The organism is Bacteroidota bacterium (genome assembly GCA_016711505.1).
Classification (GTDB): domain Bacteria; phylum Bacteroidota; class Bacteroidia; order AKYH767-A; family 2013-40CM-41-45; genus JADKIH01.
The window spans coordinates 1-26,698 of the sequence record JADJSV010000005.1 but is presented as its reverse complement, the minus strand read 5'-3'; the positions used below and the strand labels follow the sequence as shown (position 1 = coordinate 26,698).

The 26,698-nt window shown below is 37.8% G+C and carries 13 protein-coding genes; 1 reads left to right on the top strand and 12 read right to left on the bottom strand.

Annotated features, from left to right (window positions below):
* From IPL24_09265 to IPL24_09210, 12 genes are all read right to left on the bottom strand, one after another.
* A partial coding sequence (locus tag IPL24_09265; protein ID MBK8363856.1) for a hypothetical protein occupies positions 1-1,919 on the bottom strand: 1,919 nt, incomplete at its 3' end.
* Positions 1,859-5,869 carry a hypothetical protein gene (locus tag IPL24_09260; GenBank protein ID MBK8363855.1) on the bottom strand — a complete coding sequence of 1,337 codons (4,011 nt, stop codon included), beginning with the start codon at positions 5,867-5,869 and terminating at the stop codon, positions 1,859-1,861. The genes IPL24_09265 and IPL24_09260, both read right to left, overlap by 61 nt.
* Positions 5,870-6,420: 551 nt before the next feature.
* Complete coding sequence (locus IPL24_09255) at positions 6,421-7,038, bottom strand: hypothetical protein (protein MBK8363854.1); 618 nt, start codon at positions 7,036-7,038, stop codon at positions 6,421-6,423.
* Between the two features lie 52 nt (positions 7,039-7,090).
* Complete coding sequence (locus IPL24_09250; protein ID MBK8363853.1) at positions 7,091-7,756, bottom strand: ribonuclease H-like domain-containing protein; 666 nt, start codon at positions 7,754-7,756, stop codon at positions 7,091-7,093.
* 492 nt (positions 7,757-8,248) lie between these two features.
* Positions 8,249-9,865 (bottom strand): T9SS type A sorting domain-containing protein, encoded by a 1,617-nt coding sequence (locus IPL24_09245; protein MBK8363852.1) that lies wholly within the window; start codon positions 9,863-9,865, stop codon positions 8,249-8,251.
* Positions 9,866-11,265: 1,400 nt separating this feature from the next.
* Entirely contained in the window at positions 11,266-11,556 is a 291-nt protein-coding gene (locus IPL24_09240; protein ID MBK8363851.1) for a LytTR family transcriptional regulator, read from the bottom strand.
* Positions 11,525-12,025, bottom strand: coding sequence for a response regulator (locus IPL24_09235; GenBank protein MBK8363850.1), 501 nt, complete (start codon positions 12,023-12,025; stop codon positions 11,525-11,527). Before IPL24_09235 ends, IPL24_09240 begins: the two co-directional genes overlap by 32 nt.
* Positions 12,026-12,056: 31 nt before the next feature.
* On the bottom strand, positions 12,057-12,881 hold the full coding sequence (locus IPL24_09230) for a histidine kinase (protein ID MBK8363849.1): 825 nt from the start codon (positions 12,879-12,881) through the stop codon (positions 12,057-12,059).
* A gap of 22 nt (positions 12,882-12,903) precedes the next feature.
* Positions 12,904-14,007 carry a tetratricopeptide repeat protein gene (locus IPL24_09225; GenBank protein ID MBK8363848.1) on the bottom strand — a complete coding sequence of 368 codons (1,104 nt, stop codon included), beginning with the start codon at positions 14,005-14,007 and terminating at the stop codon, positions 12,904-12,906.
* 333 nt (positions 14,008-14,340) lie between these two features.
* Positions 14,341-16,398, bottom strand: a complete 2,058-nt coding sequence (locus IPL24_09220) for a T9SS type A sorting domain-containing protein (GenBank protein MBK8363847.1) — start codon at positions 16,396-16,398, stop codon at positions 14,341-14,343.
* A gap of 242 nt (positions 16,399-16,640) precedes the next feature.
* Positions 16,641-17,534: a mechanosensitive ion channel gene (locus tag IPL24_09215; protein ID MBK8363846.1), complete on the bottom strand. Its 894-nt coding sequence runs from the start codon at positions 17,532-17,534 to the stop codon at positions 16,641-16,643.
* Positions 17,535-17,630: 96 nt separating this feature from the next.
* Entirely contained in the window at positions 17,631-18,809 is a 1,179-nt protein-coding gene (locus IPL24_09210) for a DUF2254 domain-containing protein (GenBank protein MBK8363845.1), read from the bottom strand.
* 3,056 nt (positions 18,810-21,865) lie between these two features.
* Between IPL24_09210 and IPL24_09205 the strand changes: the two genes are divergently transcribed.
* Positions 21,866-22,120, top strand: coding sequence for a helix-turn-helix domain-containing protein (locus IPL24_09205; protein ID MBK8363844.1), 255 nt, complete (start codon positions 21,866-21,868; stop codon positions 22,118-22,120).
* The last annotated feature ends 4,578 nt before the right edge of the window (positions 22,121-26,698 follow it).

Sequence of the window (26,698 nt, the reverse complement as noted above, 5' to 3'; positions counted from 1 at the left end):
ATCGTTGAATCACATCCTGCAGCATTTGCAATATGAGAAACATACGTTCCGGAAACAGTTGCTGTAGCTCCATCAGGTAAAGTATGAGTCGCTCCATCACAGATCGAAACAGTTTGAGTTGATGTTGTATTTGGAATAACCGTTAAATTCGTTGTGATCGTTGAATCACATCCCGCTGCATTTGCAATATGTGAAACATAAGTTCCGGTCACTGTAGCAGTAGCTCCATCAGGTAAAGTATGAGTCGCGCCATCACAGATCGAAACAGTTTGTGTCGATGTTGTATTTGGAATAACTGTTAAGTTCGTTGTGATCGTTGAGTCACATCCCGCAGCATTTGTAATATGAGAAACATAAGTTCCAGTAACAGTTGCAGTAGCTCCATCAGGTAAAGTATGTGTCGCGCCATCACAGATCGAAACAGTTTGAGTCGATGTTGTATTTGGAATAACCGTCAAGTTCGTCGTGATCGTTGAATCACATCCTGCTGCATTTGAAATATGACTTGTGTAAACACCCGTCACGGTTGCTGTTGCTCCATCAGGTAAAGTATGAGTCGCGCCATCACAGATCGAAAGCGTTTGAGTCGAAGTTGTATTTGGAATAACGGTTAAGTTCGTTGTGATCGTTGAATCACATCCTGCTGCATTTGCAATATGAGAAACATAAACACCGGTCACCGTTGCTGTTGCTCCATCAGGTAAAGTATGAGTAGCGCCATCACAAATCGAAACAGTTTGCGTCGATGTTGTATTTGGAATCACAGTTAAGTTTGTCGTGATCGTTGAATCACATCCTGCTGCATTGGCAATATGAGAAACATACGTTCCTGTTGTCGTAGCTGTTGCTCCGTCAGGTAAAGTATGAGTCGCACCATCACAAATTGAAACAGTTTGAGTCGAAGTTGTATTCGGAATAACCGTTAAGTTCGTCGTGATCGTTGAATCACATCCCGCTGCATTTGAAATATGAGAAACATAAACTCCACTGATAGTTGCAGTAGCTCCATCAGGTAAAGTATGCGTCGCTCCATCACAGATCGAAACAGTTTGAGTCGATGTTGTATTTGGAATAACCGTTAGGTTCGTTGTGATCGTTGAATCACATCCTGCAGCATTTGCAATATGTGAAACATAAGTTCCCGAAGTTGTAGCTGTAGCTCCATCAGGTAAAGTATGAGTCGCTCCATCACAGATCGAAACAGTTTGAGTCGAAGTCGTATTTGGAATAACTGTTAAGTTCGTTGTGATCGTTGAATCACATCCTGCTGCATTTGGAATATGTGAAACATAAGTTCCTGTCACGGTTGCTGTAGCTCCATCAGGTAAAGTATGAGTCGCTCCATCACAGATCGAAACAGTCTGAGTTGAAGTTGTATTTGGAATAACCGTCAAATTCGTTGTGATCGTTGAATCACATCCTGCTGCATTTGTAATATGTGAAACATAAGTTCCCGAAGTTGTTGCTGTAGATCCATCAGGTAAAATATGCGTAGCACCATCACAGATTGAAACAGTTTGAGTTGATGTTGTATTCGGAATAACCGTTAGGTTCGTTGTAATTATTGAATCACATCCTGCAGCATTTGAAATGTGAGAAACATAAGTTCCGGAAATGGTTGCTGTTGCTCCGTCAGGTAAAGTATGAGTAGCACCATCACAGATCGAAACAGTTTGAGTCGAAGTTGTATTTGGAATAACCGTTAAGTTCGTTGTGATCGTTGAATCACATCCCGCTGCATTTGAAATATGAGAAACATAAACTCCACTGATTGTTGCAGTAGCTCCATCAGGTAAAGTATGCGTTGCACCATCACAGATCGAAACAGTTTGAGTTGATGTTGTATTTGGAATAACCGTTAAGTTCGTTGTGATCGTTGAATCACATCCCGCAGCATTTGCAATATGAGAAACATACATTCCAGTATGGTTGCAGAAGCTCCATCAGGCAAAGTATGAGTCGCTCCATCACAAATCGAAACAGTTTGAGCAGAAGTGGTATTTGGAATAACAGTCAGGTTCGTTGTAATTGTTGAATCACATCCTGCAGCATTTGCAATGTGAGAAACATACGTTCCGGAAATGGTTGCAGAAGCTCCATCAGGCAATGTATGCATTGCTCCATCACAAATTGAAACAGTCTGAGTTGAAGTGGTATTTGAAATAACTGTTAGGTTAGTCGTGATCGTTGAATCACATCCGGCAGCATTAGCAACATGAGAAACATAAACACCACTGATAGTTGCAGAAGCTCCATCAGGTAAAGTATGCGTTGCTCCATCACAGATCGAAACAGTTTGAGTCGATGTTGTATTTGGAATGACCGTTAAGTTAGTCGTGATCGTTGAATCACATCCTGCTGCATTTGCAATGTGTGAAACATAAGTTCCTGTAACTGTAGCTGTAGCGCCATCAGGCAAAGTATGAGTCGCTCCATCACAGATCGAAACTGTCTGAGTCGACGTTGTATTTGGAATAACCGTTAAATTCGTTGTGATCGTTGAATCACATCCTGCTGCATTTGAAATATGAGAAACATAAACACCAGTCACAGTTGCAAAGGCTCCATCAGGTAAAGTATGCGTCGCTCCATCACAGATCGAAACAGTTTGAGTCGATGTTGTATTTGGAATAACTGTTAAATTCGTTGTGATAGTTGAGTCACATCCCGCTGCATTTGCAATATGACAAATATAAACTCCGGTCACGGTTGCTGTCGCTCCATCAGGTAATGTATGAGTTGCGCCATCACAGATCGAAAGTGTTTGTGTCGAAGTGGTATTCGGAATAACTGTCAAGTTCGTCGTGATCGTTGAATCACATCCTGCTGCATTGGCAATATGTGAAACATAAGTTCCAGTAATAGTTGTAGTGACTCCGTCGGGTAAAGTATGAGTCGCACCATCACAGATCGAAACAGTTTGAGTTGAAGTTGTATTTGGAATAACCGTCAAGTTCGTCGTGATCGTTGAATCACATCCTGCTGCATTTGCAATATGTGAAACATAAGTTCCAGTAACAGTTGCTATTGCTCCATCAGGTAAAGTATGAGTCGCTCCATCACAAATTGAAACATCTTGAGTCGATGTTGTATTTGGAATGACCGTCAAATTCGTCGTGATCGTTGAATCACATCCCGCAGCATTTAAAATATGAGAAACATACGTTCCGGAAACAGTCGCTGTAGCGCCATCAGGCAAAGTATGAGTCGCACCATCACAAATCGAAACAGTCTGAGTTGAAGTTGTATTTGGAATAACTGTTAAGTTCGTTGTGATCGTTGAATCACATCCCGCTGCATTTGAAATGTGAGAAACATACGTTCCTGTTGTAGTAGCAGTTGCTCCATCAGGTAAAGTATGAGTTGCTCCATCACAGATTGAAACTGTCTGAGTTGAAGTTGTATTCGGAATAACCGTTAAGTTCGTTGTGATTGTTGAATCACATCCAGATGCATTCGTTAAGTGACTAAAATAAACACCTGTTGTAGTTACAACACTTGCATCGGGCAATGTTACGTTGGTACCGTCGCATACTGAAAGTGTCTGACTTCCTGTAGTTGCTGCATTCAGATTCACTGTTACACTGCCTGCCCCACTACTCCAACATCCGGTAAGATCATTCTGTGAACGCACAAAATATGTACCGCTTGTGGTTACATATTTATTAATTCCTGATTCCGAAATGGATGTGCCTGTAGCTGCAGATTGCCAATACCAGGTTTCGCCTGATGGTGGCGTAAGTCTCGTTAAAGTTATTGTTGAATCAATACATTGTGGTGTACTGGCGCTGGGATCTGCAGGCACTGCGGGAAGTGAATTCACAACTACAGTTGCTACAGAAGAATATGCTTCCGGACAAACTCCGCTTTTTACTAAGACGCGGAAATAAGTGGTTGCAGATAAATTTGTATAATTATAAGTAATCGTAGTGTTTGAAATAACATTTCCGGCTGTTGCAAAATTATCCAACGACCATTCCCATTGTATAACTTCACCCAAATTTCCTGTGAGATTCAAGGTACCGGAAGCATTTCCGGAACAATGTTCAGTTAACAATGGAAGCGCTCCGCCATCTGTTGTTGCATCTACATCCAATGAAACCGATGAAGAAACTACATCTGCAAAACACGCACTTAAAATTGAAACAGTATAATTGGTTGAAGCATCGCCTGCATCTGCATTTGAAATTGTTAATGTTGGTGTATTCACGCCACTTACATTCCCGCCATCTGCTAAAGCAATTCCATTCTTTTTCCACTGATAAGAAATACCGAATCCGGTCGCAGATGCTGTGAAAATGGCTGTGCTACCCGAACAAACTTCTTGTGAAACGGGTTGTGTAACTATAACAGGAATAGTACTCACTGTCATGATGGCCGGTGATGATGTTCCTCCACCAAGCGTTGGATTAAAGGCAGTAATTGATTTCGTTGCTGCAACACTCATATCAGCAGCAAGAATTGTTGCCTGAACAGAAGTTGCAGAAATATACGTTGTCGTCCGGTTTACACCATCGACTTTAATGATCGTTGTTGCATTAAAAAATGTACCGGTCACCGTCAAAGTAAAATTTGGCGAACCTGTAGTTTTACACGGAGCAGAAATACTTGCAATCGTAGGAACAGGATTCTCAACATCAAATGCATTACTTGTTCCTGTTTGTGTACTAGATGTTCTGGTTACTGTAATGGTCCGGTTTCCGGTGTTACTGATATTTACAACTTTTCCGGATAATACCCCGGCAACAAATGCAGCACTTGTTCCACCACCTGTTGTAAGTGTTCCTGTAGAAGTAAGGTTGACTGTTCCTGTAAAATTGTTTGTTCCACTACTGCAGGTATTGTTTTGAATATCTCTTGCAGTGATCCGCAAACTAAATGCCGTTCCCGCAATTTGAGTTCCTATTATACCTCCACCATCAGCTTCAACAATAAAATTATTATGAGCACCGGGCTGAACTGTAAAATTCGTACTGGTCACTCCGCTGAAAGTTCCATCAGTTACGGTTAATGTTGTTACTTCTGCTTTTGTCAGTTTAGTTGTCAATGTTGTTGTTGATTGCCCCGATGTAAAACTTACTGCTGTAGTAAATGTCGGCGCACTCAATGCCGTTCCGGGACCAGTATATGAGATCGTTTTTGCACCGGTATATGTTGTGATTCTGTTATAAAACTGATCGCATGCTGTGATTCGTGTCAGAGAAAAAGAAGTATTTGCTGTACGTGTTGATGGTGTACCTGTAAATCCGCTTCCTGCAAAAGTGGTTGCATCCGTCAATGTCTGACCAGGCAATGTCACAACTAGCCTTGTCGCACCGACTGTAGTCCTTAATGTTCCCAAATTTGCTCCGGCTGCACAACCGGCAATTGTTGCTGTACCGCCACGTGTAATGTTTCCATTCACCGATTGTTTTGCACCATCAGTTGCCCATACCTGAATACCTGAAATAGTTAAAACGTCAGCGAGTGTAGTACCTGTGACGTTGAACTGAACTGTGATGATTGTTGAAGTCTTTGAAAGTATTATCGGACTTGTAATATTCCGTGAAGCGGTTGCAGTAACAGTGATGTTAGCAGCGGGATTAAAATTCCAACCGGTCGGTGCATTGAGCGTAAGAGTGAGATTTGTTCCTGCTGCAAAATCAGAAGTCGCACCCTCTGTTAGGCGAACATTACCAAGGGTAGTATAGGTTGGGGAGATAGCATTTGCGGCCTTGTCGGCGGAAATCGAACCTCCTGTAGCTCTGGTTATGGTAACATTCGCGCTAACAGAGATGGCGAAAAATAATGAGCAGAAAAATAGCAGTAGCAATGTGGTGTTGCTACTGCTTAGTCTGCCTTGCTTTGTGTGGGTAAGCGTGGCATTCATTGGAGTGTGGTGTGGAAGAACGACCCGGGGATGTGTGTGGTGTGTGTGGAATTTTGGATACAGGTCGCTTTCCGAAGTAGTCTAACGGGCATGTTTGACTAAGTATTCCGCATCAATCGGGAGAAAATGACAGGTGTAAGATTGGATTCCTGATACAAAAAGGGACAAACTACCGCTTAAACAGGGATTTTATCTTGAAAATGAACCAATTGAGCACACCTTTTTGCTGAAGACTGAAAGTAGGTTAAACAAGAAAAAAACAGATAAAAAAACGTCCGAATGCCGCGTCGATAAAGGCTTTCAGCAACTTCTAAAAAAATACTAAAAATCAAATTTGTCTTCTAATAAAACTGTAAGGTGGTAGGCTTTTAGACTATCTGACCAAGCTAATGCGTAAATAATGAAATATTCGATGGGAACTTACTTTGCATTATTCCAATAAATTTTGGACTAGATTTTTAAAACATCGAATTGAAGAAAAAATAAGCTCAGAAACCTAAAACTTTTGACATGATCAACAATCCATTATTAAATTAAATTGCCTGAACAATTTAACAGATACTCCTTAAAATCCTGTTCACATCCCCGGAGTGTTTAAAAGGAGTGATTACTGCTTTAGCACCCTCAATAGTTTGCGGCTCTTCTCCGGTTTTAAAGTATCCAAAGCCTTTATAAAATCCTTCTTCAATCAAAATAACAGATCGCTCGCCATAGGAACGGCCTTCATCAATTATCATCTTTGATTCAACACCTGTCAGACTTTTTAAAGCATCTTCCACTCTCTTATTATAAATATCTACATCTTCTTCACCAATACAAACTCCTCTGCATTTTTTCAAGTGGTAGTTGTAGCAAGCTCCTTGTGTCGATTGCAATCCGCTGAAACGTGTACACAATTCAAACTCATCAGAGATCGCCCGCAATGTTTCGCAAGCTTCATCGTGTGTGTTAAAATTTTTAATAGAGCGAATCGATTTATGCGCTTTTGAAAAATTAAGTTGGCGAATTCCTTTCTGATTAATGTATTCAGACAATACAAAAAAAGTTTTATCAAACTTCTGCACTCTATTGTACATTGGAAAATGTTTCTTGATCTCATCCGATTCAAGCAATAAGGCAATCAATTCAGTTCCGCAAAGTTGATATGTGATATCAGCAATGGCATCCATAAATGACAACCTGTTTTTTCCTTTCCCTGTGAAGTGAGAATAAATTCTTTTTTTATATTAATTGCTTTCCTACGTAAACTATTTTTCCATTTGTATCATGAAAATAATAAACACCGATACTTTCCGGGAGGTCATTATATTTCTCTGCCGGCAATGATTGCGGTAAAACTGTTTGCAATGGATTTCTCTTCAGCAATGCATTCAAGTGTTTTTCATCGTCAACTTTAATACACTTTTCAAAAAGTTTTACTGTCGCTTCTGCATCTCCCAATGCACGATGTCTGTCATTTATCTTTATTCCGAGCTGGTTGCAAATAGTTCCCAGGCTATATGAAGCTTGTCCCGGAAATGCTGCACGACTCAAACGAACGGTACACAACTTCTTTCTTTTGAAATCAGCACCTAATTGCTTGAACTCTTCTCTTATGAATGAATAATCGAAGTTCACATTATGTGCAACAAATACTGCATCGTCTGTCATTTCCCAGATCTTCTTTGCCACTTCATGAAATGGCGGTGCAGATCTCAACATGTCATTGGTGATTCCGGTAAGCCTGGTAATAAAAGGTGCAAGAGTTGTCCCCGGATTGATCAAGGTTGAATAACTCTCAATCACCTTCTCACCGTCATGCAATAATATTGCAATTTCAGTTATGCTGTGTGCAGCAGCATAGGTCCCTGTAGTTTCAATATCGACGATGGCGTATTTATTATTCACTTTTCAAAAATACGGAAAATGAATTCATCTGATTATAATATTCTATAATTAAAAAAAAGAAATATATGATTGCAATATGATCGAAGGAACATTCTCAAAAAGGTAAAAAAATATCAAAAGGAGTAAATACCAAGACGCTAGTCGGAATGTTGAGCGGAAATTAGTAATGTTCCTTCGATTTGGTAAGCAATAAGCGACATTCCGACGAGGAATTAGTATTACAATTACACAGAAGGAATAGGACTAATTTCTAATTAAAACAGACTCGCAATAATAAAAATAAAAAAAGTCCAGACCGCGCAACCAAACCATGAGAGAAACGATTGATCGATCTGAACTTCTGATTAAAATGAATTTTAAAAATAGCAGCAAATCGTACACGCTATAGATTTGCTGCCGGTAATGAACCCACTCTAACGATTCCGGATATGCTTTCAATTTCAAATACAGAATTCGTTACTTGGGCGTTATATTAGGGTTTTGGGTCTGATATTATTTGACAATCTTTTTTATTGATGATCTACCTTCAGCGTAAACTTCCAGGATGTAAATTCCTTTAGGCAGATCAGATGTATTAATTGTCAAATCACTATTGAATGATCTTGATAAAATTCTATGTCCCAATATGTCATACATATCAGCATTCGCTTCACCTTTATGTGCCGAAGCATTCAGATGAATTTTTACTTCATTGATAAATGGATTTGGATAAACCAGTAATTCTTCGTCACTGAAATTTAATTCACTCACTGCATTTACTTCACCCTGACAATATTTGATGATCCAGAAATCATTGCTGAATCCACCCCAGGCATCCTGAGTCTTATCTCCGCCAATTAATCCGTTATCACCTGTAAAAACTACATAGCATTTTGGATCAAGAGTCTGCTTTATCTGAAGTCCTTCATTGTGCCCTAGAGAAAAAATTGTCTTGTCCCATTTCCTGATTCCGAATGAATCTATTTTCAATACCCAATTTTGTTCAACACCCAAATTATCATCTGTTTTATCTGCTCCGGTATTCGAATAGGATACAGCAGCTATCAAAAATCCATGATCAGCAGTTTCATAAAAATGATTGAATTCATCTTCAATTCCTGTTCCACCATAATCTTTGTCCCAAAGAATTGCACCGGCAGAATTTAATTTTAGTATCCACAGATCATATTGCCCGTTTGTGGGTTGAGTTTTATCACCATTCACATCCGTTAATGACCATCCACCTATCAACATGTTTTCTCCCGGAGTAAGAATTATGTTGTGAAAATTGTCATCAGCATTTCCACCGTATGAGTTATCCCAGATTATCGTTCCCATAGAATCTGTTTTGACTAACCAGTAGTCAATTCCACCCATAGTATTATCCGTTTTATTTCCACCGACGCCCGAAGAAGAAGAACCACCATGAATAAATCCATGATCTGATGTTTGAACCGAAACTCTGTATTGCTCATAACCCGGTCCACCATACACTTTATCCCACTGCTTCACTCCCTGAGCATCCGTTTTCACAACCCAATAATCGTTAATTCCATATTTCGGTTCCGTTTTATCACCACCAACACCTGATCTGGAATCACCACCTACTAAAAAACCTCCGTCTGCAGTCTCCATAATATATTTGAAATCTTCATCACCCGATCCACCATAAACCTGATCCCATAAAACATTTCCTAATGAATCAAGTTTTACGATCCAGTAATCCGTACCACCTCGTGAAGCATGCATTTTATCACCACCAAACGGAGAATCAGATGTACCGCCAAGAATATAACCACCATCTGAAGTTACATCCATACTCCACAACATATCATTGCCGGAAGCACGAATACTTTTTTCCCATTGCATAATACCGGCAGAATTTACTTTCACTACCCAGTAATCAAATGCTCCGTTTCCAAACATGTGAGAAAACTTATTTCCTGAAGAATCAGAAGATGTTCTTCCTGATAATAAGTAACCACCGTCTCTCGTCTTTTCAAAAGTAGATTGATAATCGCCCGACGTACCGCCATAACGATAATCCCAGATTCTGTTCCAGGTGAATTGCGCATTGACTAACCCAATACTCAGGACTGAGAAATAAAATAGCAGAGTAATTTTTTTCATGTACTTGATTTGAGGCAATTCCTATTTGGTAAAAAACGATGTTAATTGATATACACCGGTCTTCCTGAAATCAAAGATTGCAAAACAAATTAAGCATGGCAAGCGAAGATGTACAGGCGTGTGAAATTGGCTATCCAGCGTTGAAAAATGAGCAAAATCGGTGTTTAATGCCCAAAAAAAAAAAAAAAAAAAAAAAAAAAAAAAAAAAAAAAAAAAAAAATGAAATATAAACACCAGTATCTGGGCCCAAAAACCACGTTGGGACCCCCAGGGTTTTTAACCGGCCTTTCAAGCACCCCCCCCCCCTTGAATGCTGCTAACTTCTTTATACCCCCCCCTATAAAAACAAGTATAGGAAATGTTCCCGGAGAAAGTCAATCAATTGTATGTTGGATTGTCGTTTTTCAAATCAAAAATCAATTGCCTGTCTTCCCGCGGGCGGGGGATGCTCTAAACCCTTACCCTTCCCCCAACCGCAAACCTCGCAAATTTTGTACGATTACATCCCAAGAATTTTTCAAGTTATCAAGTTATATGTGCTTACAAGCCGTTCTGCGGGGCCCCCCCCCCCCCCCCCCCCCCCCAGCCCCCCCCCCCCCCCCCCCCCCCCCCCCCCCCCCCCCCCCCCCCCCCCCCCCCCCCCCCCCCCCCCCCCCAAACCCCCCCCCCCCCCCCCCCCCCCCCCCCCAACCCCCCAAACCCACAAAAAAAAAAAACTGAAATCTGCACAATCCCGACAGCTGGGGGGGGGGGGGTCGCATGTGCGGGGGGCCGGCAAGTCGCTTTTGCACAATCCCCCAATAATAAGCCCGGGGGCGGGCCAGGGGGGGGGAGGGGGGGCTGGTGTATCGAAATTGCGGCGGGAATGTGGCCTCAATAAAGAAAAATCCTGACAAGGAAGGTTTTTCAGGAAAAACTAAAACCTTGACGAAATGGCGAGGTTCGGCGATTTTTGTGGCGGGGCGGGGGAAAAGGGGCGCCCAAAAAGGGGGGGGGGGGGGGGCCCTTTCTCTGCCCGGCCCCCCTCTCGCTCCCGGCCCTCCCCGCGCCTTCCGGGGCGGCGCGCCCCCCCCCCCCTTTTCTTCTTTTTCCTTCCCCTCTCTCGCCCCCCTCGGCCTGGCCCCTTTTTTTTCCCCTTCCTCCTCTTCTTTCCTCCCTCGCCGCTCCGCTCCCTCTTTCCCCCCCCGCGGCTCTCCTTCCCTCTCCCCGCTTCCCCCCTTTTCTTTTCCTTCTCCTCTTGCCTTCCCCCCCCTTGCCCCTTTTTCTTCCTGCTTCTCCCCTGTTGGTGTTTCTTTTTTCCGGGATACTATCAGGGACACAAGCAATATTCTTATCATTCAGTGTTCTTGTGCTGAAAACTAAGTGATCTTGTGTTAAAAAAAACCATGATATTCACCATCTCACTTAATACTTTTCTCAAGGAATTGAATTAAAGCATCCTTTTTCCGGTTAGCAAGAGGAATAACAGAACCATCTTTCAACACAACTGTCATCTTATGTTTTTCAATCTTCGAAATACATTCTAAATTGATCAAGTGCGAATGATGCGCGCGGAAAAAACCTGACGGTGTCAAAGTTTCATCATAGTCGATCAGTGAACCGGAAACAAGTATCGTTCTATTTTCGGTCAGATAAAACCGTGTATAATTTCTATCGGCTTCACAACGGTATGATCTCAGATAGATTAACAATGTAAACGGTTTCCTGTGTCTTCAGTAAAATCTTTTTTGGCTCATGCGAAAGATTTTCCATGTTTGCCAACAACGTTTCAATTTTAAAAGCAAGGTCTTTTTTGTCGATGAGAGTTGACGCTTTTTGTAAGGCTGCAACCAATTCATCAGGACTAACAGGTTTCAAAAGATAATCAATTGCAGAAAACTTGAATGCCTGAATTGCATATTGATTAAAAGCAGTAACAAAAATAATTTTGAAATTGATTGGAACCAGTTTTTTAAGCAAATCAAATCCCGACCTGCCTGACAATTGGATATCGAGCAAAACAACATCAGGAGAAAATTTATTGATCTCCGTAAAAGCTGTTTCAACATCGCCGGCTTCCGAAACTACAATTGCATTAGGGCAATACATAGTGACCAGGTGTCTTAGGGAAGTCCTGACACGTTTTTCGTCGTCGACAATTATAACTTTTAGAGTTTCCATTATTTTGTAATGATACTAAATTAATAATTTCTCAGACCAATGGAATAGTGAATAAAACCATTGTGCCCGAATCCGAACTTCCCGGCACTGAAATATCGGAAATTTCGAATGTTACCTTCTGTTTTTTCGATTTATTCAGAACTTGCAAACGCTCTTTTGTAATGTCAATAGCCATCGATTTATGCTTTGCTTTACTTTCACTCTTTTTCCCTGAATCAATTCCGATTCCATTGTCTGTAACTTTAATCTGTAATACAGAATCATTGAGATTAGTGAATTCAATGTCTATATTCCCTGTCTTTGTACTATTCCTGAAGCCATGTTCAATTGCATTTTCTATGAACGGTTGAGTTAGCATTGGTGGAATATGAACATTATTTATATTTTCTATTCCATCTGTTACGATCCGGTATGTCAGATTATTTTCAAGACGCAATCTCTGCAACAAAAGATAATATTCAAGTGTCTTTATTTCTTTACTAAGTGGAATATATTCTTCCGCCGAATTTTCAAGGATCAAGCGCATCAATCTTGCGAAATCAGACAAGTACTTTCCGGCTTCCTTGGGCTGATTCTCATAAACAAAACTCTCTATCGTTGTCAACGAATTAAAAATGAAATGCGGATTCATTTGTGTCCGCAATAATTTTTGCTTCATGATAACAGTCGTCTGTTCATGTTGCAGTTTATTTTGCCTTAGTATTAATCGCGTGATCAGAATAAATAAAACCAGCAGAATAAAAAGGCCTATCATCTGATTTCTTTTCTTACTCAATTCAAGTTCCTGAACCTGTAGTTGTCCTGACAATATTTTATTCTCCTGCTCCTTTTTCTCAGTCTCAAATTTTGTCTGCATTTCAGTCAATTGAACTTGCCTTTCATCTTTCAAAAATTGAATCGTTCAATTGCGTATATTCACTCAGATACTTATACGCTTTTTCATGTTCTCCCATCAAAGAATAACATTGGGCCAAGAGTTGAAGCCCATTTGCTTCTGAACTTCTCGTCCCCATTTTTTTTGCGTCTGCATAAAGGCGTTCATAATACACTAAAGCCTTTTTGTATTCTTTAGTCCTGATATAAATATCTCCCATCTTGCCATAGATAATTATAAAACGGGAATTGATTCCTACTTCCTTACTTAATGTCTCTGCAATTTTCAAATAACTTAGTGCATCATTAAAATTACCTCTGTCATAAGCAATCTTTGAAAAACCCATATTTGCAATCACCTCTCCGTCTTTATTCTGGGTTGCTTTTGACAATACGAGTAATTCCATATAAGTTGAATAAGCTTCATCAAGTTTATCCATCTTCATAAGAACATTACCGATGTTTCCTAAAACAATACTGACAACTGCTTTATCTTTTCCATTCCGAACTATTTCCAGACTTTTGCGATACCACTCCAAAGCCTTTTCACTATTCTTTTGCGCCAGATAAATTCCTGCTATACCATTATAAATTCTCGCTTGTCCAAGCGTATCACCTAACTCTTCACGCAATTTTAAACTTAACAAATGATACTTCATAGATTCAGCTTCATTCCCGACTGTATGATAATAATTTCCATAATTTTGAAATATAGCAGCTTTTACAACTTTATTATCCGAACCTTCAATAAAGGTCATAGCAGAATCCAAATAAGATAATACTTTACCCTTTTCACCAGTAAGAATAAAAGCGAACCCTTTATTGCTATAAGCATCTCCAACAATACTTAACAATTCGTTTTTCTTTCCGATATGAATTGCTTTATCAAAACTTTCAAAAGCTTTTTTCATATCCGTCTGGATGTACGCCCTTCCAAGTTCAATATACTTCTGTCCGATCAAACTATCATTGGTTGAACTTTCAATAACGGCAATGATACTGTCAATATTATTTGTGTTCTGAGCATTACTTTTCAGACAAAAACACAGAAAGAAAATCAAAATTAAAACTGACTTCTTATTGAATTGTGATGCGTTTGAAAAAATCATCTGATCTATCTTTTTTGAAAAATTCCAATTCGGAATTTGGTCGAAAGTAGTTTTTTATTTTGAAACGTGAAATTTTTCAAATTAAAAGGGGGAAATGAAAGGTCAAAAGGAAAAGAAGTGGAATGAAGTGGAATGAAGTGGAATGAAGTGGAATGAAGTGGAATGAAGTGGAATGAAGTGGAATGAAGTGAAGTGGAATGAAGTAAATGAAGTAGAATGAAGTAGAAATTAAAAAGCGATGGTCAAAGGTTAATTGCTATTTGGTAGCGATTGACCTTTGACCCTTTACCTTTGACCTAATGACAGTGACCAACAAACTTTGATCAAAGAAAACTACTTCTTCACAAACCTACCGGTTTTTATCTGCGTATCATTTTTCAGTACCGCAAAATAAACACCTTGAGAAAGTTTATCAATGTTAACAGCTATAGTATGCTCATTGATTCTGCTTCCGGAACATTCAACTAATTTTCCTGTTACATCATAGATCATTACATCAGAAATATTAAACGAACTATTCGAAGAAACATAAACTTGTGAAGTTGCCGGATTTGGATAAACATTCATTGTCATTTCTGCAGCGACTTCATCTACTCCAACTGACACTCCATCAATTCGGATGACTTCATTTGTTGTTGCATTCACATACCAGATCTTTCCATCAGGTCCGATCTTAACGCCCATGATTCCCGGAGTGCCGGTAACAATTCTACCTAACTCAACACCTGTTGCATTTGATTTATCATAGATAATAATATCACCTGTTGCGAAATCAGAAACAATAAGTCGATTTCCGATAAGATCAATTCCACTTGGTTCTGTCAGACCTGAATCAGAAAAAAGATTGAATGTTACATTACCCCAGCTTGAATATTCAGCAGTAGGTTCGTAAGGCGAAAGATTGTTCAGAAAAGTTCCTGAGTTGATATCCATTCTAAGAATCCTGTCGTTACCGGTATCAACGATATACAACATTCCCGGTTCTTTATCAAGTATCAAATGACTTGGAACATGATGTGTAGTTTCACCCATCAATCCTAATCCTCCGAAACGTCTGATGATTCCATCGCTGTGATCACTGTTTCCCGGACCATGATCATTTACGAAATCATAACGCACGATATCATTTTCATTCGCATCATATACCCAGAATGCATTATCAACTTCATGACAAATTCCCATTGCATGCGGACTCTGATGTAACATGTCCAGGTGACTTCCATTTCCACCGGAAGGTTGTGCATAGATCAGAGGGTCGCTTGACCAAAGTGTTGGTCCTGTGAAAGGAGTTCCACTTCCGTGATTCGCATCATACACTCCGGGTGATGTAGCAAAATTTTCATTATCACTGAATGCAATTCCTGTTGGCAATGACATGAAGTGCCATGCATTTCCGTCTTGTTGCAGTAAAGCAGTTTGTCCTGCTTGTCCTGCATTGGTAAACTTCACAGTTTTACCACCTGAATTTTCTGTACTTTTTAAAATTACCCAAAGTTCATTTCGTGTAAGCACAGGATGAAAATCCAGATCACGCGGAACATCAATTCCATCTGCAGCACTACCTATAACAGTAAGTATAGGAGTTATACCAATATAATCGTCAATATAATTCGGAGTTGCAGGTCCGGCGTTGATCAATTTCGAAGCAGTATCATTTGATTGATCGAGATCACTAGTACCATTGATATTACTAGCCCACATTTTCACGGAATAAATTCCATTGGCAGAAGCAACCCATGCAGTTGGATGAACTGCATCGTAAGTTGTAAAAGGTGCAACACTTAATCCGGAAACAGAAGTTGTGTAAACTGTTCCGTTATCAATAGAGTAATTAAGATCCATTGATGTCAGTGTATCAGTACCGCGGTTCAACAATATTCCGGAAACGTTTACATTACCAAGGTTAACATAAGAAGGCATTGAAATTTTTTTGCCGGATACATCGTGCGTCAGTGCCGGTTGAACTACAAATGGAATATGCGATCCGGGACTATTACCTGTTCCAGTAAGTCCGGTATAAACTGGAAAACCGTCGATGTTTACAGTAAAAATAAATCCGCCATCACCATAGTCATCCGTAAAGATAAGATCATACGTACTTCCAAGATCAAGACACCACGGACCTTCTGTTACGGTAACATGATTTCCATATCCACCTGAAGAAACATTTTGTGCACCGCCGCCATTGCATCCGACGAGCGTATTTCCACCTTCGAAAATTGTTCCGACGCCACAGTTATTTCCACCGGGCACAAGTTGAAAATATCCTTCATAGCCCCAGTCGTCAGTTGTGATATCGATCGTTACTTGTGCTTGTCCAACAGGACACTGTGCGAAGATGCTTGTTGTAGTTAATGCAAATAAAAAAATCAGTGTGTAAATTGATTTCATGAATTGGTATTGTTTGGGTTTAATAATTAAGAATGATGAATCGTTTTAGATTTCAAATTATGGATGATTTCTAAATGCTGGATAGCAAGATAAATAAGGTTTTTGGAAATGAATAACTTTCTATAAACTTTCTTGGTTTCACTTTGTATAATGCTGAAATTACGATAGAAACCACCTTAAATAGGCAAGATAGATAAGGAAAGGAATTAATCAAACCAAAAAAGAATTTCTCCCTACCTTTCTCATTCTTCTTTCTTTAATAAAACAGGTATAGATGTTTCGCTGCCGTATAATTTAACTTCTGTAATATCTGCAGGAAGGCTGAGTCCTTTTTCAAGTATGGTATTTTTAACGTTGGTAATTACTTTGCTTTTAATCAAAAGTGCTTGCTTTCTGTATTCAATGGTTTTAACCCAAAAGAAAACTTTTAAGTTAACGGTGCTCACGGCAAGCTCATCAGCAGTAACAAAGACCTCATGGCTTTCATCATCAATAACTCCTTCTGTATTTCTAACAGTTTCTGAAATTAATTGTCTTGCTTCTTCTATGTTATCTTCATATGCAATACCAACGATGAAATCTAATCTGAAAAAACCGTCTTCCGTATAGTTATAAACCGCCTTCTTAATTATATCGCTGTTGGGAATATAAACATCGCGCCCGTCAAATGTTTTAACTTTGGTGTAACGAAACTCAAGCGCTTTTACTTTACCAAAAATCTCATCAATTTTAACGGTATCATCCAAGTTAAAAGGTCTGCTAAATGATAGAATAACTCCAGAAATAAAATTTTCACCAATATCTTTAAAAGCAAAACCAAGTATGAGGGCTGAAGCACCGGCAGCGGTCAGAATTCCCGCAGCTATGCTGCTTAGCCCTGCAGTATTCAATGCAAACATGATTATTAAAATAAGCAACGAGGTTTTAACAGCCTTGGACAAAAAATTTATCATTAACGGGTCGTGTGATTTTTTTGAAATTACTTTTTTAAAATGTTTGGTTATAAAATTTGCCACGAAAAATCCAGCAGCTATTATTAAAATGGCAAGAATAATATCAGGGACATGATATATAAACTCATTCCAATTTTGCAGAAAAGCATTTTTTAATTTTTCTAATACGGAGTCTATCTTCATATCTATTTATTTTAAATCAATTTTTGAACCCATTCATTGGCGGTTATTTTAAAAAAGTGAAAATATTTTTAAAATTTATGTTCATTGCTCTGATTTCTATTTTTTCAGAATTTTCAATTCTACTTCATGCAATAATTCTCCTACAAATGTATTTTGGTATAATGAAAAAAGCATAGTTAAAAGATGCCGTATTTCATGCTGTATCATTCTATCGTTTTTTCCATAATCCCAAATGGGCAGCAGGGTTCTTTCAAATATATCTTCGAATGATAATTCGTTAATAATAATTCTTATTTTATTATTTTCGTTTTTAATTACATTGTCAGGAAAATGACAAGCCCTATGAGCATATAATTGAAATAATGCCCTCATGCTTTCAATTGCAGTGCCGGGGTCATTAATACCTGGGCTAAGCGCTTTAACGGCAACTTCACTTAATTGGCGAAAGCCATTGAAGAAGTTTTCTTCAACTGATTCTGTAAAATGCAAATTCACCGAGTCATTTATCTCTCGAATTACATCATCAGGTAGTTGTTTGTCGGAATTCACAATCGGTAAACCTTTTAAAATGAATGTACCGGGGGTTGGTAAAATCTGAAGCGAGCAATCATTTTCATTGCTTATATGAAGTAATGAATGTTTATCAAAGTTTTCATAAATTCCAGAAGTATCAGAATAAATTACATATCCGTTTTCAATCAACGGGGATACAGAAGGTTCTTCTGATAAACAACATTTGTGTTCTAAATGGCTTTTAGTTTCTTTAAAAATTCTACGGATGATTACAACATACTTTACAGATTGTGTGATATAATGAAGAAAATAAATGAAAATAAATATATCCAGTATCGTAATCAGAATCAATAAATAGGTGCTCAAAGCAGGAATACGGATACCGGAGTCTATATCTCTGATCGAACTTAATAAAAATAGTGAATATACAATCGTACCTACATAAACACCTAAAACAACTTGCTGGAACCGACTTCCTATTAACTTGTCTAAAATGCGGTTACTCAATTGTGAGGCTGACTGGTTCAGCACAATCATCACCATTGAAAAACTAAATACAGTGAGCGTAATAATTCCGGCAGCGATGGAGGAAATAATACTTCGGGCAGTCGAAGCATCACCCAGCCGAAGCCAGTGTAATTGCGATTTGAATTGTTTTCCCTGGTCGGAAAAATCAAAGGTTATGCTCAGGAAAGAAATCAGGAGGAAGGCTATAGCAATAATAGCAGGGTAAACGCAATGCTGTTTACCGCTTGCCGGTATCGTTCTTTAATCCAGATTTTAATTTTAACCATACTGATATTTAATTACGACAGATGACCATTTAAAACTTACAAAAAATAATTCAATGTACATTTCAACAATCTCACTTTGTTATAGCATCGAATGGCTAAGTTAGTTTTTTAATGTAATATGTCAATTTTGACTTGTTTTGCGGGTAGTTTTTTCTTCTGTAAAGACTCTCCTTTCATTTCTACCCGATGTGCACCATGAACGATTCGAATCCTGAAAGCCAATATGGACCAAGAGACTCGTCTTGCTTTACTATATAATAAGTGCCTTTAGAATTAACCAGCAATTTGATAATTGCTGAATCCAAGCTTTAAAAATATTGTGCCACCTACTCGAATGCACATTCGTCAGAATCAGTATCTGTTCCGTTACTGATTCTCATTGAAGGAAATCCATATACAACAGATCACAAAATTGAAGAGCGATCAATAAGAGGAGCGATTTTGTCATTGAAGATCACCATAAGCCAATAATAACTAATAGTTCGGTCAAAAAAATTACAATGGTAAAAATGGATTGTAAAATAAATAATCAATAGTACATTTATTATTGCTTCACGCTTTATTCTTCTCGCCCTGTCAAATACATTAATAGAAAGGTTGATAAACGAAATTATATATACAATAAGTATTACTATAGACAATAGTTTACATCAGGATTTCTTTTCACTGCTAGTTTGTATAAGTAATAATATAAAAATGAATACATGATTTTGATATTAATGATCTAATGCTTTGGGCGATAGATTTTGAACCAATAAATGACGGAGAATTTACTGCACAAAAAAGTGTAAGTGCCAGCTTAAGTTTGAGTCCTTAGACCTACACTTAAACTTACGCTACACTTCAACAGTACTCCGGGCGGGCATTTTAGCCTGTATTTGATTTCCTTTCCGCTTGCTTTCTTATCTGCTAGTGTAGATATTTTTCTATGGGAAATGTCAAAACATGGAAAGCATCAGAGCCATCTCCAAAGCAGAAAATGTTTAAGTAAATGTTTAAGTAGTCAATACTTTTGGTATCATTGAGTGGGAATCTGACATCAAAACTATGAAATACCATTTAACTTTTTGGGTGAACAACCGTACTAATGCTCGGGTCTATATGACACTATCCGAATCTCACCAAGACCGGAAACACAAACTTTTAAAAACTGGTATTTCAGTACCTACTCGGAAGCTTTCATGAAGGAAGGCAGGAAAATTGACACGGGCGCGGAGGGTGAAACTGCTTCCAATGATTCATTGGCAAGACAACTAAGCCAATTAAAGAGTGACAAAGAGAGTTTGAGCCCGCTCTAAAATCCAAGTAAGGAAAGATAGTAAAGAGATTCAAGGGTGAATCATCAACTGATTTTATGTTGTTCTTGAATCGCATAATAAAAAGATTTGCTGAATCCGGGGCTTATCGTACTTCTAAGCGATATCAACAACTTTAAATAATAAACTAAAAGACTTGTAGAAAAATGAGCATGTCCCCATTTGATAGAATAACAGTCACCTTTCTAAAAGACTTTGAAAACTTATATGTCAGGCTTGCATCAAAATACCCGTGTATGAACATTTCAAAATATGCGGGCTAATTAATCAAGCTATTCAAGAAGATATTATAGAAATAAGCCAAAACCCTTTTGATAAATTTAAGGTAAGATAAACACCACCAATAAAATCAAATTGACGGTGGTGAAATTGCTAGAGATGAAGATTTAAAACTTGAAAAGGATTCATCTTTAAACCGATACCCGGTAATTGCTTCTTTATTTGCTTACTGCGGAGGCATAAGAGCAGGCGACCTTATTATCATGCTACGGTCAAATGTTGCTGAAGGCTAAGCTATTGTAAGTTAGGTGTCAAAGAATAGGAATAGTGTCAACTCAATAGAATATTCCATTAATACCTGAAGCAAAAAGCAACTCAAACAATACATCTTGGGTGGGGTAAAGCTTGATGATTTTCTTTTCGAGAATTAGATGATAAGCTTAAGTTCTTTAGTAATGAAAGATTTTAGCCGGACATGAAAAGAGCATCTATAATAAGATAGTATCCTGGAATACAATATTTGGCAAGAATCTAAAGAGAAGTTGAAAAGGCTGACATTTCTAAAACAGTTACATTTCGCATTTCACGCCATTCGTGTGTGCAATATGCACTTGATAAGGACATGAATCCTAAAATGATTCAGGCGGTTTTAGTCATGAAAATTTGCTACAACTGGAAACTTACATTACATCTTTAGATGATGCGAAAGTTGAGGAAGCTATGTTAAAACTATTCGCATGATTATCAGTGGCGCTAATATTGATTTTCTTGATAAGTACTTTCCGAATATTTTTCCGAAGGCGACTTTATACTGAACTTGGCACTCCCAAGCCCTACTTTTAGAAATAGACCAAAAGCAATTTAATTTGATAAGGAATTTTCAAAAGATATGGAGTAAAATAATATTGACAACCTTGCTGGTTTGTTATGTTGTTGTAGAAATAACTCAAACTCGTTAATTAAATGATGAAACTTTTAAAACATTTTACAGACAGATGCTGAAAGATTTAAAATTGTGGATGCAATAAATTCAGATTTTATGAGGTAACTATCAAAACAAAACAGGAAAAGTAAAATTTTATATACTCTTAATTTATTAATCATCTCCCAGTCTTTAAAAGGGAAGCTTATTAAGCCAGCAAAGTCAAAGTCTTATACCAAAAAAGACTAAATGTGAATTACAAGCTTTGGGATATAATAAAAAATTGCTTATCATATTTGCTATCGATATTCCAGTAAAACAAGAATAAAAAAGGTTTATATCTTTTAATACATGAATTTATTTCGATTTTGTGATTCTCAATAATGTTGATGGATTGGTTAGAATTTCTTCACCTGACGAACTGATTAAAAACTATTGCAGGTATGGAGTACCAACAACTCTATTCTTTTGCATTGAATCAGTACTTTTTCCTTTGCCATTAATCGCGAATTTTACGGGAAATTAATAAGCAAATGAAGTCAATAACTCTACTCCATCCCATGAAAACTGAATCGAATCGAGCAGGACATCATCACAATCAAAGAACTACTAAAGCAAAAGCCGGAGCAATCATTCAAGTTAAATTGGATTGAATCTAAAAATGTACCTCCGCTCTTAGGTATAAGTAACCGTACTTGGCAGTCGTGGAGGTCAAAGCGAATTATTCCTTTTAGTCAATTTGGCTCAAAGATTTTTGTAAAGCTTGAAGACCTGAATAAGCTTCTTGAATCGCATATGATTGAAACCTCTAAAACTGCATAAGCATGGAAGGGATAAGACATCATATTTTGACCCATAAGCAAAAAAACCTGTACCAACAAGCCATTACCCTCAGGATGGCAGTAAAGGCCATTTACCTGAGCGCGTATTAATCGCTTTCCATTCGCAGTAGTAAAGGGAAGTGTGGCAGAGGCTCGCCCGTAGGTCAATTTCTAGCTACTTTTAAAAAAGAATGAAGAATCTATTTATAAGCTTATTAATAACTCACTTTCATTCGAGCATCTGGCAAAACTATAAAATGCAGGGGTATCTGTTTGGGACTGGTGACATCAAAGGTACTGACGACTTGTTAGTCTTTGTTAGTCGCGGAGGATGGGCGGAAATTGAAATACATATTTTCCCGGAATGTAAATTCAAAGCATCAGAAATCCTTACAACATTCAAATAAAAAACCCCCTACGATAAGGCAGGGGATTTTTGTGGGATGACTAAGCTTAAGCGCGAATGACTTGGTAAAAGACACAGGTAAGATGCTGAAAGTTGAGCAACCTCATTTCAACCAATGCGAGGAAAGTTTTTTTCTTCAGGTGAAAAATGTAGCATCCAATTATAGGATGAAGACATCATACGGAAATATCCATTAAGATGAATGAGGCAACCGGGCAACTAAAAGTTGCGGAAATTTCCAATGTTTATGGAATGGGTACAACATTACTTTTCCCTTGTATGGATTTTCGCGATGCACTTTCTCTATGTATCTGATGTAATCAATGTAGACTTGTTCCCAGCCCAGAGAGGAGTTTGACCATTCAGCAAACTTTTAACACAAATAAAAGCCTAAAAGATTGTTATTCAGAATCATTTAGATTTACCCGGGCATCTAAACAAACCTGAAGTACATGGTAAATACTTTGTCAAGAAAGGAATTGAGATTGTAAAAATGTATGATGAAGAAGGCGACTGAAACAACTATATTTAAAGCCAATACGAAGGGATTTATCATCAATAGGCATAGATATAATTGATTTCTTAATCCGGTTTGAGAAAAAATATTGCACCCGGGAAGCTATTTCGAATGGGAAGCTAACAGTTAACGATATTTTGAAACTTGACTTTATCCTCCAATGCAATCAAGACTTAATGGATACATACGACAAAATCACAAAGGCGATGCCTTCTCAGTTACCGAATAAAAGAAACACTTAAATACATCCACACTACCTTTATTGTAGGTAAGGAACTAGGCGTTATTTTCGGATTCAACTTTGATGAATTGATTATAAAAAGATTTCATCCTTGATGATAGTATCCTTTCTAAAGAAGATAAGAAGGCAAGGAAGAACCAAATTAGAGCCAATGCAAAGCTTCTAAACAAAAAGGCATATCTTGAATTCTCCCTATGAGCAACCTGCAGAGAGCCTTAAAACGCTTCAGGTGAAGCCTTAAAAGCCCTTACCCTTTTATAGTAGCAATTTTTATGATGAACTTACCCAATTCTCCGCATTTAGTCCACCATCATAAGGTTGACAATTGCTAAGCAGGCAGGAAGAATAAATAGAAATTCTTGACTATCTTGTAATATGACTTTGAAAAGACTCCTTAAATAAATACCCTGAATTGGAAAATGTGGAAGTAAGTAAGATAGTATTTACTTGAAAATTATTCTGTGAAGAATTATCAATTTTAACAGTCAATATTGACTTATCTCAAGAAATGCAAGAGGACATTAAGAAGGTTTTTTGGGTACCACCTTACAACGAATCGGAAGATGAAAGTAGACAGAAAAACCTAACAAAACCTAACATTCCAACTCAAATAAATTATTTCATTTTATAACAATGCCAGCACCAAAGGTCATAAGGGAGAAGCCAAAGGGGCGATAAGTCAAAAGTCAATCGCATGGCAAAACTTAGGTGAATTTATCACAGAGGGCGGAGCGGAGCGACTGAAAAGAACATTAAATGAACGGATGATGCAACCTTATGAGAGTTTATATTCAACTGATTGAGTATTTCGAAAGCAAAGCCGGTCGGAGTTGTAGGATCCAAGATGTTCGCCCTAAATTTATAATAAGGAGAGAAATAATAAATTTCCCACCTGCATCAAATGAAAATAAATAATTGCGGCAATTATAACTACTCTTTCTTTGTTGAAGGTTTATCTTTCCGACCAAGGGTTTTTTTCATTGTTGAAATTCCTTCTGAGTGCATCCTATCTTTTGCGCTAAATATCTCCAAGTATTCAGCTTGAGAAGTAAGATGTTTTTTCATCTTTTCACCAATTGTAGATTCAACCGCACCTTTACTATGAAATAAGTAATGATTAAAGCTACAATAGCAACAATGATAGTTTCCAAGTTAGATTTGTTTAAATGTTTAAAGAAACCAAGTAACAACATTTCTTGAAATTTGAAAACGCAATCAAGTTTGGGAATATCAAAATCTAAGTAATTTTAAAGATGAAAATTTTGGCGAAAAACCATTATGATGAATGATAGAGTATTAAATGTTTGTAATGTTTAAGTAATAGAAAAGGAGACATAGAGTCACAAAACTCCAGAAGTGAAATATTTACAGGGGTTTTAACTTATTATCTGCACTCAAGGAATCGAACCCGCACTCCCTCAACGGGAACAGGATTTTAAGTCCTGCGTCTACCAGTTCCACCACCAGAGCATACTCAAACTAAAGATAGAACTATTCTTATAAACAAAAACTCTCTCAAAAAGAGAGAGTTTTGGAGCAGAAGACTGGCTCGAACTGGCCACCCTTGACCTTAACAAGGTCAGCCTACCAAATGAGCTACTTCTGCTGGTTTTCCAATATTTTACTATTGGGAGGGCAAAGGTAAAGATTTTCCTTTACAAAATTTTCAAACTAATTTCTGACTCTAAAATCAAACAGTTGACTAAAAATCCATGGTTTTTGGAATGAAATTCTTGAGATTTTAAGATTCTTCCCGCTTTCTACCATAATCCAATCCTGGACTTGAGTCTTTATATATTTATATAAGTCAATCTCATGCCCGGTCAGGATTTTATAGACGCAAAACCATATCCTCCAAAAAACTTTATCACTTTCCTCGTCATCCTTCACATTGCCAAAATAAATAGCATGGGAAGGTTCAGCATAAAAAGTTTGATAATGTGCCATCTCAATGATACTGCTTGCAAGTGAACGTGATATTTATATTTAGGGTTATTACTCCAGAATAGCTGCAGCTACCGTTCCACAAAGATCTTTGGAAGGTTTAAATAATTGCTGCTTATTATCGTCAGTTACATTTCTTGGGAGGTATGCTTTTGATCCTTCCATTCTGACGATCTGGGTGCAATAAACGTTCGTCAATATGCTTGGTCTCTATTTCATCCTTGACATCAGTTGTAAGTATCTCAATTATTTTTTTTAGCTTAACTTGTGTGATTCAACGTTATTAGTGTGAACCATTACCTTAAACTCCAGCCAGCTCCAATACCAGGAAACAATATAAATAAGCAACCTGTGCTTATTTTCTTAAAATACTTGTATATACCAGCTCTGTTGTACCTATTTTTTCTGGAAGTTTTTAAATGTGAACGACTCAAAGCCTGTTTTATGGATCAGTATTATACTATTTTTATGATCTCCTCATGAGTTCTGTTTCTTCCGGATCACGTAGAAACAATTATTATTCATTTTTATTCAATGACAGTTCCATGAATTCAATTGTCTTAGTATGATTTTTCTAGCGCCCCAAAGATAAAAATATTTTATGATAGTATTACTATCTTTTATAATATTATTACTATCTTTATGCAAAATCAGTTTACAGAAATAGTACAAAAGCAATAAAAGGTAAATGAAATAGGTTTCTGTCTTCAAGTCATTGGGAGAAGCATATTAAATGTATTGGTGTAGATCATTGCAGGAATAATCATAATAAGTACATATGGAGTTAGCAGAGAATTTCTTGACTTTTTTTTACACCTCGATAAGCATTTGCTTACCATAGTGACTGATTACAAAAACTGACTTACTCTGATACTATTTTTGATTAATTTTTGCGAAACAGGTTTTGTGGATCACACCATTTCTGCCGGAGATTCACTTCTCTTTACTGCAGGCGCAATTGCTGCATTGGGAGTATTGAAACATCTGGTTATTAGTAGTTTTACTTTGTAGCTGCGATCTTAGGAGATAAAATTAATTAAGGCATTGGAAATTTCTTGGATCAAAAAGTTTTTGAAAAGAACTTCCGGTTCATAAATTTGAAACATTTACTCAGCAAGATCACTAATTTATGAAAAGCATGGCGGTAAAAACGATATTAACTCACGGTTTGTTCTAATTGTCAGAACCTTTGCTCCATTTGTGCGGGTTAGGCGCGAATGAACTATTCAAGCTTTTATCCTCTACAACATTGTAGGTGAATCGTCTGGGTTTTGACTTGCTCCTTGCCGGATATTTTTTGGCAAATATACCTGGGTAGTCAAGGAGAATTTTTCAATCGTAATAATTTCCATCATCATTGTTTCCATTGAGCTTATTATAATTGAGTCTCATCAGAAACCGATATTCAAAAAATAAGAAATGACAACTGTACCATCTCCTTCGACTGGATTTGTAGTCTCTGGTATTGATG

Bases quoted from the DNA above. Each gene is read 5' to 3' on its own strand.
- IPL24_09260 (MBK8363855.1), bottom strand. From the start codon at position 5,869: ATGAATGCCACGCTTACCCACACAAAGCAAGGCAGACTAAGCAGTAGC.
- IPL24_09255 (MBK8363854.1), bottom strand. From the start codon at position 7,038: ATGGATGCCATTGCTGATATCACATATCAACTTTGCGGAACTGAATTG.
- IPL24_09245 (MBK8363852.1), bottom strand. From the start codon at position 9,865: ATGAAAAAAATTACTCTGCTATTTTATTTCTCAGTCCTGAGTATTGGG.
- IPL24_09235 (MBK8363850.1), bottom strand. From the start codon at position 12,025: ATGGAAACTCTAAAAGTTATAATTGTCGACGACGAAAAACGTGTCAGG.
- IPL24_09230 (MBK8363849.1), bottom strand. From the start codon at position 12,881: ATGCAGACAAAATTTGAGACTGAGAAAAAGGAGCAGGAGAATAAAATA.
- IPL24_09225 (MBK8363848.1), bottom strand. From the start codon at position 14,007: ATGATTTTTTCAAACGCATCACAATTCAATAAGAAGTCAGTTTTAATT.
- IPL24_09220 (MBK8363847.1), bottom strand. From the start codon at position 16,398: ATGAAATCAATTTACACACTGATTTTTTTATTTGCATTAACTACAACA.
- IPL24_09215 (MBK8363846.1), bottom strand. From the start codon at position 17,534: ATGAAGATAGACTCCGTATTAGAAAAATTAAAAAATGCTTTTCTGCAA.